We start from the raw sequence: 17,384 nt of genomic DNA, 5'->3' as shown, positions 1-17,384 counted from the left end.
AAGCTTCTGCAAGTTATAACAGCTTTATACTGCAAAATATAGTAAAAAGCTGTCGAATGAAGGTGAGCTGATAAACAATAACAATGATTTGTTTTAGTCTTTTGAGAGTTTGGCAATCAAAGCGCTCAATAGCTGATACTCTTTTTGATCAAGCTGTAAACGCGAGCCAAGTCTAGACAGTCGTGAGGGCAACGATTTTAAATGCTCGCTATTTGCTAGACCACGGTGCACCATCAGGTCAGTGGTACGCTGAGTAAGCTGTTGCAACTGCTGCTGAGTAATAGCAGGCTCATCCCACTGCTGACGTAAATGCACATCAAGCGTTGGCTGAGCAGTAGCACTCAAACCATTATCTAAATCATCTGCTGTCTGAATATGCGTTTGGGCATAAGCAAAAATAAAGCTGGCAATCACTTGGACGGCTGAGGCAACATTTAAAACAGGGTAAGCAGGATTGGCATCGATTTGGATATGATAATCAGCACAAGCCAACTCTTCGTTGGTTAGACCACGATCTTCACGTCCAAACAAGATAGCGATGTTTGGTTTACCATTGCTATGAGCGCTTTGGTTATCGTCGGTACGGTCGCTTGTAATGAAAGCGGATTGTTTATCAAGAAAATCGAACATGATTTTGGCGGCTTGCATGGGTGTCACCACAGGGCGCGGCAAGTGACGGCTGCGACTGCTGGCAGCGAATACCAACTGACAGTCTCCAATAGCAGACTCTAGTGTGGGCGCTATCAAAGCTGATGACAGTACCTCACTGCCGCCTGCTGCATGAGAGACACTGGTTTCATCGATTGGCAGTTTGGGATTTACAACGGTTAAACGCGACAGACCCATAGTATGCATTGCCCGTGCTGCCGAGCCAATATTGGCAGGCAAAGTCGTATTGACCATAACCACTTGTAGGCAATCAAGGTAGTCATTTACTGCTCGTGCAGAGTCGTTACTCATTATTGTCCCAATCTCTGATTAATTTCTTGTTCAGCACGGTGTAATGCAATGGCAATCTCTTCAATAAGCACAGCTTGCTCACCGACACGGCGTTCACGGCAGCGCTCTTGCAATTGACAGCTCAAGTTTATCAGTTGAGTGGTGCCCAAGTTGGCACTAGCGCCTTTTAGGGCGTGAGCTATCTCAAACCCAGCGGCATCATCGTTTTGTTGTTGAGCCGTTCGCAAGTTTGTGATGCGCTGTTTACTATCAGTGATATAAACCTGTATCAAGTCGGCAAAATCTTCTTCTAGCAAGTCACGCATGTCTTCGAACTGTTCGTGATTGATAATTTCTTCGTCAGTTTGTCCAATCATATTATTATTTGTAGTTTTGTCCATGGTTACTGTCCAATTTTTAAAAGTTAAAGCAATAAGATTACTATAATGAAGTTTCGAAAAGTAAGGTACGTCTTAGCTGTAATGGAAATGTAAGTTGTCTTCGCTCAGCATGTTCTTTAACTGCTGCAAATTATCATCGTTAGGGTAGACGCGCCAATGCTCGGATAGCCCCACATTAGCGATGCCAAATTCCTCATAAATGCTCAGTCCCAGTGGCAGACAATTATCATTAATGGAGGCGTCGGTATTGCTCAAAGCATTATTGGCATAACTTTGACCAGCATGGTTTTGATGGATACCGTTTTGAAGCACATCTTGGTTCAGGTCATTTTCTAGCGCCAATAAATCATTGCCATTTTCATCAAACAGACTTCCGCCCATTGCAGCATCGTAACCACTATTGCCATTGAAGCTGCCATTTTGCTCGTCTTGCTCGTTGTCATAAGACATTTTTGGTGCTGGAATAATACTGGCTTGTGCAGACTTAAGTAACGGTTGCAGGCGTGTCAGTAAATTAATATCGCTACCGTGAATCTTAATACTGATTTTCTTCATCCATCTTAGACGGGCATCTACCATACTCATCGCATTATCAAGGCGCGCAAACAGGCGTCCATCACGCTCACGGATACTGCCTTTAATGATGACGACTTCATCGATTTTCAACTGTTCTTTGACACGATTAAAGCGCTCTGCATAACAGCTGACTTCCAGTCTTGAGGTTCCATCATCTAAGATAATCACATTACGATTGCCAAAGTTGGCGATATCGATAATCAAACCTGCAAAATAGCAGCTGCCGTTATAGCCGGTATCCGTTAGCTTATCGAGACGTGCACCTGAGGTATAGCGTTTAATTTCCTCTAAGTATTCATTGATTGGGTGTCCAGTTAAGTACAGTCCTAACGTGTTCTTTTCCGCTTTTAGGCGGTGTTTGTCACCCCAAATTAGCTCTGGGGTCATCACCAACGGCGGCGCGGCGACGACACCATCCATTTCACCAAACAAATCCATCATACCGATTTCACGATTTTGACGGTCTTGCTCGGCGGCTTGCACGGCGCTTGGCAACTGACTCATTAATGCGCCGCGAATCTCGTAAGCTTCATCGGCTGGCAAGTCAGGTCGCAAAGTTGCCGCGAAGTCATCAAAACAGCCAGCGTTTATCAGTCCTTCAAGGGTGCGCTTGTTGACCTTTTTGATATCAACGCGGCGGCAAAAATCATACAAGTCTTTGAATGGGCCTTCACGGCGGCGCGCATCAACGATAGATTCAACTGCCCCTTCGCCAACGCCTTTAATCGCCCCCAAACCATAAATGATATTGGTTGGCGTGTCAGCGACGAAATGCCATTCACTGCGATTCACGGATGGATTCACCACGGTTAACTCAAAGTTTTCACGGCAATCGTTGATAAAGAACACCACGTTGTCGGTGTTGTTCATATCTGAGGTCAATACCGCCGCCATAAATTCGGCAGGGTAGTACTGTTTTAGATACGCGGTCTGATAAGCAAGCACGCCATATGCAGCAGAATGCGAACGGTTAAAACCGTAACCGGCGAACTTTTCCATCAAATCAAACACGCCGCCCGAGGTAACTTCATCAATACCTTGTGCCGTAGCACCCGTGACGAAGATATCGCGCTGTTTAGCCATCTCTTCAGGTTTCTTTTTACCCATGGCGCGGCGTAACATATCTGCACCGCCCAAGCTATAGCCTGCCATCACCTGTGAGATTTGCATCACCTGTTCTTGATAGACGATAACGCCATTGGTGTTTTCTAAAATTGGCTCAAGGTTGGGATGGTCATAAATGACTTCTTCGCGACCATGCTTACGGTCGATATACATCTCTACCATGCCTGCATCGAGCGGACCCGGACGATAGAGCGCACACATGGCGATCACATCTTCAATGTTGGTCGGTTGTAATTTCGCCAGATATTTTTTCATGCCCATACTTTCTAACTGAAAGACAGCAGTGGTCTTGGCATCTTGCAAGAGCTTGTAGGCTTTAGCATCATCTAACGGCAGGTCTTCTAACACCAACGCATCTTTGCCTTCTTTTGCACGGCGCAGGTTGATATTTCTGACAGCAGCATCAATCACGGTCAAGTTACGTAGACCCAAAAAGTCAAACTTTACCAGCCCAACGGCTTCAACGTCATCTTTATCAAATTGGCTGACGCGGTGACCTTCATCATCACAATAAATGGCGCTAAAATCCGTGATTCTGTGCGGTGCAATCAATACGCCGCCGGCATGTTTACCCACGTTCCGGCAAATACCTTCAAGCTTGATAGCCATCTCCCATACTTCGATGGCATCTTCATAATCCATATTATCAGGATTGGAAATTAAGTCTTTCAGCTGCGGCTCTTGCTCAAGCGCTTGACTGAGGGTAATCCCCGGTGTTTTGGGAATAAGTTTAGACATTTTACTGGCAAGGAAGTAGGATTTACTTTGCGCGCGTGCCACATCTCGTACCACTGCTTTTGCCGCCATGGTACCAAAAGTGATAATCTGCGAAACCGCTTCACGGCCATAAGTTTGCGCGACATAATCAATAACGCGGTCACGACCTTCAATACAAAAGTCAATATCGAAATCGGGCATTGAGACACGTTCAGGATTTAAGAAGCGCTCAAAAAGTAAATCATAATGGATAGGGTCGAGATCGGTAATGTTTAACGCATAAGCGACCAAGGATCCTGCACCAGAACCACGACCGGGTCCAACGGGTACACCATTGGCTTTTGCCCAGCGAATGAAGTCCATGACAATTAAGAAGTAACCGGGAAAGCCCATCGATAAGATAACTTCCAGCTCATATTCTAAGCGTTCATCATACTTTTGGCGGAAGTCGCTCCAATGTTCAGTACGCTCGGCGACAGGGAAGAGCTTGTCCAATCGATTATTAAGCCCACGTACTGACTCCGCGCGGAAAAACGTTTCAATCGTCTCACCTTCAGGCACAGGAAAGTCGGGTAATACGTTAATACCCAGCGTCAAGGTCACATTACAGCGAGTTGCTAAGCGTAAGGTATTGTCAATTACCTGCGGAATATCAGCAAATAGCTGTTCCATCTGCGCTTGGGTTTTTAGGTACTGTGCATCGGAATAAGTTTGCGGACGATTTTGGTCGGCAAGCACGTAGGAGCCTGCGATACAGACACGTGCTTCGTGGGCATCAAAATCATCTTGCTTTAAGAAGCGCACGTCATTATGGGCAATAATGGGGATATTGTGCTTAGCACCTGAGTGAATAGCCGCCTGAATAAAAGTGTCTTCGCCTGAGCGATTGGTGCGCTTGATGGCAAAATATAAGCGATTACCAAACTGCGCTTGCCATTCTGTCAGCAGCTCGTCGGCTTTTTCTGGCATGGAGCCGACCAGTGCTTGACCCACATCTGACTTTTCGGTGAGGAGCACGATCACGCCAGCGGCATGTTCTAAAATATGGCTACGCTTGACGACCGGCACCCCATGATTGGCATCGTCGGCGCGCCCTTCGGTAAAGCCGAGCGAGACGATACGAGTGATGTTTTGGTAGCCCTCGTTGTCCATTGCGAGCAGGGTGAGCCGTGTGTCTTCATTTTCCATGATGACTTCGCTGCCGATAATTGGCTTGATACCAGCACCTAGGCAGGCACGATAGAACTTTACCGTGGCATAGAGGTTGGACAAATCAGTTAATGCGAGCGCGCGCTGATTATCAGCCGCAGCGGCTTTCACTAGCGGCTTGATGCGCACGATAGAATCGGTAATCGAATATTCGCTGTGAATGCCAAGGTGTACAAATGCCATAGAGGACTCTTACTAGTACGATCAAAGGGGAATTAGCTACTAAGGAAATAAATTTATTATTATCAATGCTTTATGTTGACTTTTGGAAGCGAATAAGACGTCGATAGCCATATTTATTCATTTTAGATTTAGCTGTTAATAATAGCATTGTTTGGCACAGACAACCACTGATTCAGGGGTATCAAATTGAATTGAGTGTTTTTGGCCATAGGTTTCATTATACAAATAACCCTTCTATATCATGGTGATATAGAAGGGTTATTTGTATGAGATAGCACTGATAGTTTAATTAACGCTTATGATATTTATCACTATAGGCTATCCAGAAGTCTGCGTTTTCAACGCCTGCTTTTCTAGGGTCAAAGATAGGATCGAGTCCCAGCTTCATTTGCTCGTCGTAGTCTTTTAGCACTTTTAGCGCCGTTTTACTGAGTAATACGATGGCGATGAAGTTAAGGTAACACATACTGCCAAAACCAATATCACCTAGCGCCCACATCACGCCAACAGACTGCATGCTACCGGTAAAGCAAACTATTAAGAATATTATTTTTAATAATGGTTTTAAAACAGGGTAGCGCAATTTATTGTCTAAGTATACTAGCGTGGTCTCAGCAATATAGTAATAAGCAATCAAGCAGGTAAAGGCAAACAAGAAGATGGCGATAGCGACAAAGCCACTTCCATATTGGCTAAACACCGTTGAGACAGCGGCTTGGGTAAATGCCGTGCCCGCTTCGATACCTGGCATGTTTTCGACCAAAGTCAAGCCCTCTTCTGGAATGACGTTGTACATGCCTGTCGATAAAATCATCAATGCAGTAGCGGTACAGACGACAACCGTATCGATATAGATAGAAAAACTCTGTACTAAGCCTTGCTTGGCAGGATGAGAAACCTCTGCAGCTGCAGAGCTGAAAGTAGCTTCGCCTGCACCAGCAACGTTAGAGAATACCGCACGGCGAACACCCCAAGATATGGCTAGACCGACGATACCGCCAAACACAGCATCCATACCAAACGCACTTTTGAAAATCAAGGCGAACATAGCAGGTAGGTTTGAGGCATTGAAGGCTAAGACGATAACCATCATCAAGATGTAACCAATGGCCATGAAAGGCACAACTTTACCAGCAAAACTGGCGATTCGTTTCACACCACCAAAGATAATAACGGCTAGCATAGCGACGATAATTAACCCTGTCACAGCAGGTGAGATGTTAAAGGCGGTATCGAAAGAATCAGCGATGGTATTGGCCTGTACGCCGGGCACCAAAACGCCATAAGAAAGACAAGTCACCGTAGCTACTAAAATAGCAAAGGGTTTCATCTTGAGTCCGCGCTCGATATAAAAGGGTGAGCCGCCGCGGTATTGACCATCAACGGTATGCTTATAAACCTGTGCAAGGGTAGACTCAATAAAGGCGCTAGCACCGCCAAGCAAGCCCATGACGACCATCCAAAAAACGGCACCAGGACCACCCGCTGCGATAGCGGTGGCTACCCCTGCAATATTACCAACACCAATGCGACCTGATAACGCCATACAAAAGGCTTGGAATGAGCTAATGCCTTGGGTTGAGGTTTGTTTGTCAAACAACAGCCTAACCATTTCTTTGAGATAGCGAAACTGGACACCGCGAGTCATCACGGTAAAATAAATGCCGACACCGAGTGCCAAATAAACTAACGCATCGCTCCATATATAGCCGACGATGGTATCAATAATCGCTTCCATGGCCTTACTTCCCTGTAAATATTTGACTAAAGGCTTAAATCATTTAAGCTGTTGTTTTAATCGATGACTGTACTGACTGAATACGTTTGTTAATTGACCAGCCAAATGGTTTTGGTCTGTGCGTATTGTGCTAAGGCTTCTAAACCATTGTCACGACCGCCAAACCCTGATTGCTTATAGCCGCCAAATGGCGTGGTGATATCACCTTCTGAAAAACCATTAATAGAGACCGTGCCTGCTTTGATGGACGATGCCACACGATAAGCGCGCTTGATGTTCTGTGTATAAAAAGAAGCGGCGAGTCCATAGTTGGTTTCATTGGCTAATTTGATGGCTTCTTCTTCCGTCTCAAAGCTTGTCACCGCCAGCAACGGGCCAAAGACTTCTTCTTTAAATAAAGTCATGTCAGCGCTGACATCATCAAAAATAGTCGGCTCGATATACCAGCCACTGCCTAAATCTTCACGAATGTTGCCACCTGCAACGATCGTTGCACCTTCCTCTTTAGCGATTCGCAGATAATGACAAACCTTGTCAAAATGCGCTTTTTCAATCATAGGACCAATGGCGGTATCAGGGTCGTAAGGTGAGCCGACCTTCCAATCTTTCAGACCGTTTTTTAATTGCTCAAGTAGCGCTTGTTTTTGACTGCTGTGGACTAATAAGCGTGAGCCGCAACTACAGTTTTCACTCATATTCCAAAACGCGGCTGATAAGATATCGTTAATCGCAGCGTCATCGAGTACGGCATCATCAAAGACGATTTGTGGGCTTTTACCACCGCATTCTAAGACGATTTCTTTTAGATTGCTTTGTGCCGAATACTGTAAGAACAAACGTCCGACCTCAGTCGAGCCAGTGAAAGACACCATATCGACATCCATATGCTGACCGAGTGCGGCACCGACATTTTCACCAAGGCCACAGACCATTTGCAGCGCTTCTCTGGGCACGCCCGCTTCATAGGCAAGCTCAGTTAAACGGTAGGCAGATAAAGAGGTCAGCTCAGCGGGTTTAACAATAACGGAGTTACCCATAACAAGAGCAGGGGCGACTTTCCAAGCGTACATTTGGGCTGGGAAGTTCCAAGGTAATACCGCACCAACGACACCAATGGGCTCTTGCACGATAAGTCCTAAAGCCGCGCTACCTGTCGGCGCGATTTTACCAAATACTTTGTCAGCTGCTTCGGCATACCATTCAAAGGTCTCAATAGTCGCTGGCATGTCAGTGTTTAAGCATTCGGTAATCGGCTTGCCCGCATCCACACAATCTAATGATGCCAGCTCCTCGACGTGCTCATGCATCAGGGCACACCAGCGCTGCATAATAGCCTTGCGCTCAGCAGGAGCCAGACGCCGCCATTCACCGTTTTCAAAAGCATCGCGAGCGACTTGCACGGCAGTATCGACATCATCGCTAGTACCTGAGGCAATCTGACCGATAATACTGTTATCAATCGGCGTGTAATTGTCCAAAGTAGCTTCTGATAAGCCATCCGCTGCTATTAAGTGACCCGCCCATAATTGCTGCTGTTTTGCTTTCTCAAATACTTGTTCTTTGGTAGATTGTTGTTTAGTGCTCATTTTTCTAATCCTTATCTGCTAAATTTGATGCCATCGATTCGAGATTTGAATACGGCATCAAATTTAGCGTGGGTTATCCTTAACATTGTTTTTACTAAGCTGAGCGCTATTTAGACAGTAGGGCTAAAAACTCTGCTTTTTCGTCTGCTGGCATATCAGTTAATGGCACACGCACTGAGCCAACATCTATGCTGCCTTTTAAGCAGCCCGCTTTGGCTTTCTGGTTGTAGTTGCCAGACTCCATAGAATGGATAGCAGGATAAATCTCGCTCATAATTTGCTTGGCTTTATCCCAGTCACCTTGTTGAGTGGCATTAAATAGTGCAACTTGTTCTTCTGGGAAAACGTTGGCTGCGCCTGCAATCCAGCTCTTTGCACCCCAAAAGAAGAAATCGACCGGTTGATCATCACAGCCACAAACCACCTCAAAGTCATCAAAATTAGCTTGCAGCATGCGTAGCGCATGACTAAAGTCGCCGCTGCTTTCTTTTACGCCGACGATATTGGGGTGTTTAGCTAGATGAGCAACAGTATCAAATTCAATGGCAACGCCAACACGATCAGGGAAGTTATACATAATGATTGGCAGCTCACTGGCATCCGCGACTTTTTCAAAGTGAGCGATGATGCCATCTTGCTCGGGCAAACTATAAGGGGTGGCAGACAGCATAAGGCCGTCATAACCTAAGGCTTTGGCTTGTGCGGCAAGCTCAATAGAGTGGTCAGTCGATAAGCTGTTGATACCAGCGATAAGAGTCACCTTATCTTTTGCAGCTTCAGCGATAGTGGTTAATACCAGCTCGCGCTCCGCTGCCGAAAACGTATAGTATTCCCCTGTGGTACCGCAAGCGACGATACCGGCTACGCCTTTGTCGATAAAGGCTTCGACCAGTGTCGTTAATTTTTGCGCATCAACGTCGCCGTTATTGTCAAAAGGGGTGACGATTGGGACTAAAATTCCATTTATGTTCATGAGACTATCCTTATTGGGGTTGATATTGTTGGTGATTTAACGAGTGATGATTCAATGCTGAATCGGTTGGTTTTTGCTTGGTTCATAAACGTTTAATAAGATGCTTATTTAAAGCGGGCAAGTTGATACGGTTTTGGATCGATAGTGTGGTCTTCATCAAAATAGTAGTTGGCAATCATTTGCGCACTAACGACAGCTTGCGTTAACCCTAAATGCTGATGACCAAAGCTTAAAAATACACGCTCGATTTTGTCGATGACTGGCAAGGAGTCTGCGGTCGATGGACGAAAACCCATCCATGACACGCTATCGCTAGCATCTAACGGTGCTTTTAACATAGGCTGCGCATGTTTTAATAGCATATGTGCACGCTGCATATTGGCAGGCGCGTCCAGTCCTGCGTACTCCACCGTACCCGCCAAACGTAGGCCATCTTGCATCGGGGTCATGACAAAGCGTCGATCCAAACTCGATACGGGAATCTGTAAGCGCGCGCTTTCATGAGGTAGCATTAAGTGATAACCACGTTCGGTATCTAAAGGGATGTTGACGCCCGTTAATTGCTTGGCCAAGGCTTTAGAGTGAGCGCCTGCTGATAGCATCACTTTGGACGCTGTCATGTCACCTTGACTGGTGGTCAAATGAATACCATCTGCATCATTGGTCGCTGCAAGGACGCTACAATGTTCAATGACATGACCGCCCAATTGTCTAAAGGTATCGTGAAGCTGATTGATAACGGCTTTTAAATTGGTGATATGTCCTGTATTTGGGAAAAATAACGCCGCTAACTGGTTATCTTGTAAAGCAGGTTCACGCTCTAATAGCGCTTCTTTGGTCAATAGCTCATTAGCCACACCAATATCGTTAAGTCGACTGCCATGTGTTATGAGAAAATCGACGCTACTTGTCTTTTCGACCGTCAATAATGAACCTTTTACTTGCACCCATTCTTCCAATTGCCATTGATTGGCAAAACCTTGCCAGGCTTGCAGGCTATTTTTATTTAAGCTTAACAACGCTTGATGAATCCGCTCAAATGGCTCAGGGCGCATATTCATTAGCAACTGCATTGCCCAAGGCATCAAACGCGGCAGATAGCGCCAGTCTATGCGTAGCGGTCCAGTCGGATTCAATAACATGGCGGGTACATGACGGAGCATGCTCGCATCAGCAATGGGGAATACTTGCTCGGTAGCGATATGACCGGCGTTACCTAATGATGCGCCTTGACCCACTTCATTGGCGTCCAGCAATACGACCTTTACGCCTCGCGCTTGCAATGTCACCGCAGCCGCTAGACCGATAATGCCGCCACCAATGATATGCAAGTCGACGTTTGAGGTAGTCATAATTTTTCTCGCTTACGTTCGTCGATTAAGCGGTTTTAAGAGTGTTCACGCGTTTATCAATACATATGTCACTTAATAAGTTAAGCCACTCAATAAATCAGGTCATTTCATAAACAATGCTACGACCTCATTAAGACGGGATGCCCCATTTAAAAGGATCATTTTCTTGCACAATGAGTGTGGTCTCAGCACAAACATAAGCATGACCACGAATCGTTGGGATAATGGTCTGTGCAGGATAAGCCGTACCAGCTGCATTATTGAGCTTAGTACTAAGATCGGTATTCAACTCAGTATTAAGCTCAGTTGCATGCTGATAACTGCCAGTGAATACGCTGCCGACTATGCCTTGCTGCTGCCAAAGTTGTTCAGGTGCTAGACGGTTATCAGCTGCTAGGCAGGCAAGCTTGGCACTAGTACCGGTACCACAAGGGGAGCGATCGTAAGCTGAACCTGGACACAAAACGAAGTTTTTACTATCGACTTGGTCATCATCGCTATCGGCAAATAACTCGATGTGGTCAATCTCGCCGCCGTTTTCGCCGGTGATATTAGCAGCGATTAATGCTTGCTTAATTTGCATGGTTACTTGAGTCAATTTTTCGACATTACTCGCTTGAATGTCTTGTCCATGCTCACTCACTAAAAAGAACCAGTTGCCACCCCAAGCGATGTCGCCACTAATACGCCCTAATTCAGGAACGTGAACGTCAACTTGCTTTTTATAAGGGTAAGAAGGGACGTTTTGTACACTACAGCTGCCATCATCATGTAAGGTTGCTTTAACCAGACCCACGGGAGTCTCTAGCCAGTGCACGCCTGCCGATATCTTTCGTTGATAAGCCAATGAGACAATAACGCCAATCGTACCGTGCCCGCACATGCCTAAATAACCAGCATTATTAAAGAAAATAACGCTCGCTGTGGCTTTGGGGTTGGTAGCAGGGAAGAGTAATGCACCGACAAGAACATCATTGCCGCGTGGCTCTAAGATGATACTTTGGCGCAGATGATCGAAGTTTTGTTTGAAGTATTGCAGCTTATCTTGAAGAGTGTCGCCGACGAGTTCAGGAAAGCCGTCATAGACCATACGAGTGGGCTCACCGCCCGTATGCGAGTCAATAATTTTAAAATTAAATAGTATAGAAGACATGACCGACGCCCTAATTCATCCGTGAAAAAGTTATATTCCGCTTTTTATGCATGAGACCTAATGGTTTTAATTTAACAGCCAATAGTTGGTTATTATTTGCTGAGGTCTATATATAGAGTGGACTTTTTTAGAGAGAGCGTCTTGCTGTTTTTTCATGGATAAATGCGTATTTCTGCATAGTGGCTCGGTGTACACTAGAGAAGTCTTTGCCTAAAAATTGGTAATAATAGATATACGCGACATAGCCTGCGAGTTATGGATGTTTGGCTGAATGTAAAATTGATATGACAGGGATGAGATGCGATGACTGAGGTAATAACAGATGTAATAGAAGATACCGCGCTTGCTATGCTTACCACGTCATTGCAGCAGAGTATGACTGTTTATCGTCCTGATAGCCGTGAGGCTTTTATCGGTAATGTCTCATTATTACTGCCGCTGCTGAATACTTTGACCAATGTGGTATTTTTTGTGAAAGATGAGCAGGCACGTTATCAGCTGGCAAACAAAACCTTGTTAAAACGCTGTCAGTTGAGTCAGCACGAAGATATCGTAGGGTTTACCACAGAAGAGGTGTTTTCTCATCGACAGAGTAGGGATTATATTTTGCAAGATATGAAGGTATTGCGAGAGGGGAAGTCTATCGTTGATAACTTAGAGCTGCATAGTTATGCGTCTGGTCAGTTAGGATGGTGTATTACCAACAAACTGCCTATCTATAATAAGAGCCAACAAGTGGTCGCCATGGTTGGGATATCGGTCGATATTGATGAAGATAATGAGCGCGTTTTACGTAAACACGCGCGCTTGGCTGAAGTCGCTCAGTTTGTACGAGCGCATCTTGATCAAAAAATAAATATCGCCCAATTGGCTGACTTGGCTAATTTAAGCGTATCGCAGCTAGAGCGCACCTTTAAGGCCGTACTGAATATGTCGCCATTACAGTTTGTGCAAAAGCTGCGCTTGGAGTATGCGGTGAAGTTATTGGCTAGTCATGAGGTGTCAGTGACTCAGATATCGTTGAACTGCGGCTACAGCGATCACAGTGCTTTTAGCCGTCAGTTCAAACAATTCACGGGTTTGTCGCCCAGCCAATTTCGCCAAACGCATTTATCATAAAAAAATCAAATCAATACCCAACCACTGCCGCATCGACGATACGTGGATCAGAAGAACCGTAAACACCATTTGGAGTCAACATAATCGACTGAGTCGAACCCATGGCTGCTTTTGGACTGACCGTATGACCCATTGATTCAAGCTTTTTAACTGTATCAACATTCAGTGCCTTTTCCACTCGAATTTCATCAGGCAGCCATTGATCATGAATACGCGGTGCATGTGTGGCCTCAGCGATATTCATATCATGATCGATGACGTTTGAGATAATCTGAGTGACAGTGGTGATGATGCGACTACCACCGGGGCTACCCGTGACGATATAAGGTTTATTGTCTTTAAAGACTAGCGTTGGGCTCATCGAAGATAGCGGGCGCTTATTGGCTTCAACGGCATTTGCTTCACCGCCTAATAAGCCATAACCATTCGGCACACCGGGCTTGGCAGAGAAATCATCCATCTCATTGTTGAGTAAAATCCCTGTACCTTCAGCGACGAGACCTGTGCCGTAAGAGAAGTTCAGCGTATAAGTATTGGCGATTGCATTGCCGTCTTTATCAACGATAGAGAAATGTGTGGTTTGATCACTCTCGTAGGGCAGAGGGTTGTTGGCTTTGATGGTAGACGCTGGTGTGGCTTTGTCTGGATTGATTAAGGTGCGCAGTTTATCCGCATAAGCCTCTGAGGTTAAGCCGCTGGCAGGCACATCGATAAAGTCAGAATCACCTAAATACTCTGCGCGATCCGCATAAGCCAACTGCATGGCTTCAGCCATTAGGTGAATGGTTTGCGCGCTGTTTTGACCGTAGTCTTTTAGTGGGTAGCCTTCTAAGATATTTAAGATTTGCACGATATGGATACCACCAGAAGACGGTGGCGGCATCGAGACAATCTCATAACCACGATAGTCGCCTTTGACTGGCTCGCGAGCGATGGCTTCATAATTAGCTAAATCGCTTAAGCTCATGCTACCGCCAGCCTCATTGACCGCTTTGACCAACTTACTCGCGGTTTCCCCTTTATAAAATCCATCTGCGCCTTTTGCCGCAATCAGCTTAAGGGACTTTGCCAGCTCCGGCTGTTTTAAACGCTCACCGGGTTGATAGGCGCTGCCGTCATGTTTAAAGAATATCTTTTTGGTGCTTGGCCATTTTTGTAAACGATCGCTCAAGGCGGTGAGCGACTCGGACAAGCCAGCCGTGACTTCTATACCGTCCTCAGCCAGTGCAATCGCAGGTGCCATCACTTGCCCGCGACTCATGGTGCCGTGATCTTCTAACGCTTTAAGCAATCCTGCGACCGTCCCTGGCACACCGATGGCTAAACCATGATAGCGAGACAAGTCGCTGACTGCATTACCATCTTCATCAAGATACATATCACGCGAGGCGCTACTCGGCGCTTTTTCACGGTAATCGAGAGCCACTGTTTTGCCTTGCTTGGCGTCATAAATCATCATAAAACCACCGCCACCGATATTCCCAGCACGCGGCAAAGTCACTGCTAAGGCAAAGCCAACCGCGACCCCAGCATCAACCGCATTACCGCCGTCTTTTAAAATCTTGAGTCCAATATCAGAGGCGAGCGCTTCTTGGGTGGCGACCATACCGTTCTTTGCCCAAACCGGATGATGAATCGCATCTTCAGAATAGATGGCTTGATCGGCATTGGCGTTGTTAATCGTGGAGGTAAGCGTGTTGGTTTTGGCTCGTGTAACACGTTTGGTTTCAGACAACACAGTAGGATTATCAGCCATAATAGCGAGATTGATGGCGCTGGTATTAATCGATGTTGGGTTGATGGTAGTTGATTGATTGGTGGTTGGTTCAGCCGCATGAGCAGATAGCGATACTAAAAACGTACTGCTGATTAATAGAATAGCGGTTTTGATTTTTGCTCTGTTTTTAAAGTTACTTTGAGAAGCGTTAATTTCATCTTTTGATATTGGATGTTGCATTATAAATTCCTTTTTGAGCAAATGATGACGTTGGGTCTGTAAAAATAAGACTGTAAAAATGAAGAGGCTTGAATGTTAAGGCGTGTCCTAATTGACATAATGATTAGTGCCACGTTTGCTAGATAAACAGTCCTATCAAAAATGCTGAAAATCTTTAAGAAATAGGTTCTAATCTTACTAAATTGTAACGCATTGTGATATAAATAATAGTGCTAGAATTTATTCATTATTGTCTGTCTATTTATAAGAAGAAATTACTATGTCATCCAACCACACTCATAAACGCGACCAACAGCGTCACTCTGGAATGACTCATCATCAGTCATCTGCCCATAACCATAACAATCATAACAAGCATTCATATCAGTCGCGCAAATTAACCTCTATTGCAGGGTGCGCATTACTGCTTGGCAGTACGTTTGGGTTGGCAGGTTGTCAATCAAGCCCGGCGGTATCATCGTCTACGGCATCAAAAAGTATGATGGATTTTAGTACCGCTGATAGCGCGCAGAGCCAAGCCCAAGGCCGCGCATTTAATGCCAGCCGCACTGCCAAATCTGAGCGTTATCAACAATTATTTAACCAAGAAAAACACCCCAATACCGACAATCAAGCCAAATCGCATTTACTGGCGGCTATTCGTCAGCATCTGGCAACAGAACATGTGGCAGTCGCGCAAGCCAATTATCAAGCCGCACCTTTCATTGATCCAGATAGCATTGATGCAGGCTCTAGTAGCTTACTTAGAACGATTATAGAAGCCTATGCTTATGAGCCTGATGGCGATTATGATGAAAGTAGTTATGATGAAAGTGCTTATGATGAAAGTGATCATGAGGACAGGCAAACTGAGGCTATGGCAGAGTTAGCAGCGGTAAGTATAGAGTCGAATAAATGCAATAAAAATGATGACGATGACGCTTATGAAGTCTGTGTTGTAGAGGATATTAATTATGATGAAGATGGCTATGATCCAGACGATTACAACGAATATGGCTACAATCGAGAGGGTTACGACAGAGATGGCTATAATGAATATGGCAATGCAGAGGGCGGCATTCTCTCAGGGGTCTCGAACTTAAAGTCTAAAAATCTGTTAAAAAACTATGAAGCCATACAAATGGCAAAACAACAATCAGAGGCTGTAGAAGGTAGCCAATCATCAATGCCATCTACGGGCGTCATTGGTCAAATGCTGAGTATGTTCCATCGCACGCCGGAACAGATAGCCGCGTCAAATGCTTATCAATATCAAAATTTAACGTTCAATAGTGTCAGTCAGTACAGACCCAAACAGCGACAACTGCAAAGCGTCTATAGCTATGATTATGTGACACCAACGATTGCCTCATCCGTACAGATACCGCTAGCGTTCGATTTTAACCATAGTACAGTTACGGTAGACCCATCAGCAATCATGCCTATCGTAGCATTGGTTAATCCTGAAAATACCCCTTTACCTAACCAAATGACCTCACATACCGTCAGTTTTGGGTTGCCTGAGAGTATTACCGCGCAGCTGCCGCCAGCAGTGCTGTATGATGCCGCCATTACTGCCATACAGAGCAGCATGGCAGAGCTAGCGCCTGAGCACTTTAGCGCGGTAGATATTCGCAGTGATGCCTTTGCCAAAGAAGTTGGGGCGAGCCGTGCGGTAAAAGTCTATTTTGGCAGTAAGCAAAGCGGTGAGATGATTGGCAAAACCCTAAAATACATGACAAAGTCGCTACAGGATTATGTTGATGCCAATCCACAGAAATATCCTGATGGCGCTATGCTAAAAACCGCGCTGGCGAAAGTTCAGCTATACAATAAAGGCTACCAAAGTGCGGATGTGGGTTCGCTTTTGCAGCTAATTGAAGCCATTGGTCCGATCTCTTTTAATCAGATAAATTACTATTATTTAGACAGCTCAGATCGTCTGCTTGCCAAGCAGCAGCGGATAAACATCGGTGGCGATTTGATGGGTTCTACGACCAGCGTGCTAAACCAAATACGCTATGATAAAAGCAGCTTTAATAACCATGCACTAACGCCTTTATTGGCTGAGTCTTTTGGCGTAAATGCTAAAGCGGCTATCGATGGCAATGCATGGATGGCAGAGCAACGCCAACAAAAAGACAGGCTGCAAACGGCACGTTATGCCCGCTATGATTATAGTGGTCGCAGTGGTAGTTACGATAACTACAATGATGACGACTATGGTAGCGATTATGCGGATGATGATAGCAGCTATGAGGCAGCAGAATATGACAGTGTTGATCGTCAAGATGATAATGATATCGAAGACGATGCCGCAGATGATGCTGAAAACAGGGTAGACGATCAATAACGCTATCTTGTCATGTTCAAGCCA

The 17,384-nt window shown here is 45.4% G+C and carries 11 protein-coding genes; 2 read left to right on the top strand and 9 right to left on the bottom strand.

Going from position 1 to position 17,384, the window contains the following annotated elements; translation table 11 throughout:
- Nucleotides 1–93 precede the first annotated feature (93 nt).
- From IOD06_RS05415 to IOD06_RS05380, 8 genes are all read right to left on the bottom strand, one after another.
- Nucleotides 94–960, bottom strand: coding sequence for an RNA methyltransferase (locus IOD06_RS05415; protein WP_194619760.1), 867 nt, complete (start codon nucleotides 958–960; stop codon nucleotides 94–96).
- Nucleotides 960–1,340, bottom strand: coding sequence for an Hpt domain-containing protein (locus IOD06_RS05410; protein WP_010198455.1), 381 nt, complete (start codon nucleotides 1,338–1,340; stop codon nucleotides 960–962). The genes IOD06_RS05415 and IOD06_RS05410 overlap by 1 nt, the downstream gene beginning before the upstream one ends.
- A gap of 72 nt (nucleotides 1,341–1,412) precedes the next feature.
- Entirely contained in the window at nucleotides 1,413–5,150 is a 3,738-nt protein-coding gene (gene dnaE, locus IOD06_RS05405) for a DNA polymerase III subunit alpha (RefSeq protein WP_194619758.1), read from the bottom strand.
- Nucleotides 5,151–5,439: 289 nt separating this feature from the next.
- On the bottom strand, nucleotides 5,440–6,888 hold the full coding sequence (locus tag IOD06_RS05400) for a sodium:alanine symporter family protein (RefSeq protein ID WP_194619756.1): 1,449 nt from the start codon (nucleotides 6,886–6,888) through the stop codon (nucleotides 5,440–5,442).
- An 89-nt stretch (nucleotides 6,889–6,977) separates the two neighbouring features.
- Nucleotides 6,978–8,474 (bottom strand): aldehyde dehydrogenase, encoded by a 1,497-nt coding sequence (locus tag IOD06_RS05395; RefSeq protein WP_194619755.1) that lies wholly within the window; start codon nucleotides 8,472–8,474, stop codon nucleotides 6,978–6,980.
- A 106-nt stretch (nucleotides 8,475–8,580) separates the two neighbouring features.
- Nucleotides 8,581–9,447 (bottom strand): 4-hydroxy-tetrahydrodipicolinate synthase, encoded by an 867-nt coding sequence (dapA, locus tag IOD06_RS05390; RefSeq protein WP_194619752.1) that lies wholly within the window; start codon nucleotides 9,445–9,447, stop codon nucleotides 8,581–8,583.
- 104 nt (nucleotides 9,448–9,551) lie between these two features.
- Nucleotides 9,552–10,799 (bottom strand): FAD-binding oxidoreductase, encoded by a 1,248-nt coding sequence (locus IOD06_RS05385; RefSeq protein ID WP_194619750.1) that lies wholly within the window; start codon nucleotides 10,797–10,799, stop codon nucleotides 9,552–9,554.
- Between the two features lie 130 nt (nucleotides 10,800–10,929).
- Nucleotides 10,930–11,952: a proline racemase family protein gene (locus IOD06_RS05380; protein ID WP_194619748.1), complete on the bottom strand. Its 1,023-nt coding sequence runs from the start codon at nucleotides 11,950–11,952 to the stop codon at nucleotides 10,930–10,932.
- 303 nt (nucleotides 11,953–12,255) lie between these two features.
- Between IOD06_RS05380 and IOD06_RS05375 the strand changes: the two genes are divergently transcribed.
- A complete protein-coding gene (locus IOD06_RS05375; protein WP_227669928.1) occupies nucleotides 12,256–13,071 on the top strand; it encodes an AraC family transcriptional regulator in 816 nt (271 codons plus the stop codon).
- Between the two features lie 10 nt (nucleotides 13,072–13,081).
- On the opposite strand, the gene ggt is transcribed toward IOD06_RS05375, so the two are convergent.
- Nucleotides 13,082–15,028 (bottom strand): gamma-glutamyltransferase, encoded by a 1,947-nt coding sequence (gene ggt / locus IOD06_RS05370; protein ID WP_227669927.1) that lies wholly within the window; start codon nucleotides 15,026–15,028, stop codon nucleotides 13,082–13,084.
- Between the two features lie 259 nt (nucleotides 15,029–15,287).
- On the opposite strand from ggt, the gene IOD06_RS05365 reads away from it, so the two are divergent.
- Entirely contained in the window at nucleotides 15,288–17,360 is a 2,073-nt protein-coding gene (locus IOD06_RS05365) for a hypothetical protein (protein WP_194619746.1), read from the top strand.
- The last annotated feature ends 24 nt before the right edge of the window (nucleotides 17,361–17,384 follow it).

The organism is Psychrobacter sp. N25K4-3-2, from assembly GCF_015351755.1.
In the GTDB taxonomy this organism is placed as follows: Bacteria; Pseudomonadota; Gammaproteobacteria; order Pseudomonadales; family Moraxellaceae; genus Psychrobacter; species Psychrobacter glaciei.
The sequence above is the reverse complement of the archived record's forward strand: the minus strand, read 5'-3'. Positions and strand labels throughout refer to the sequence as shown.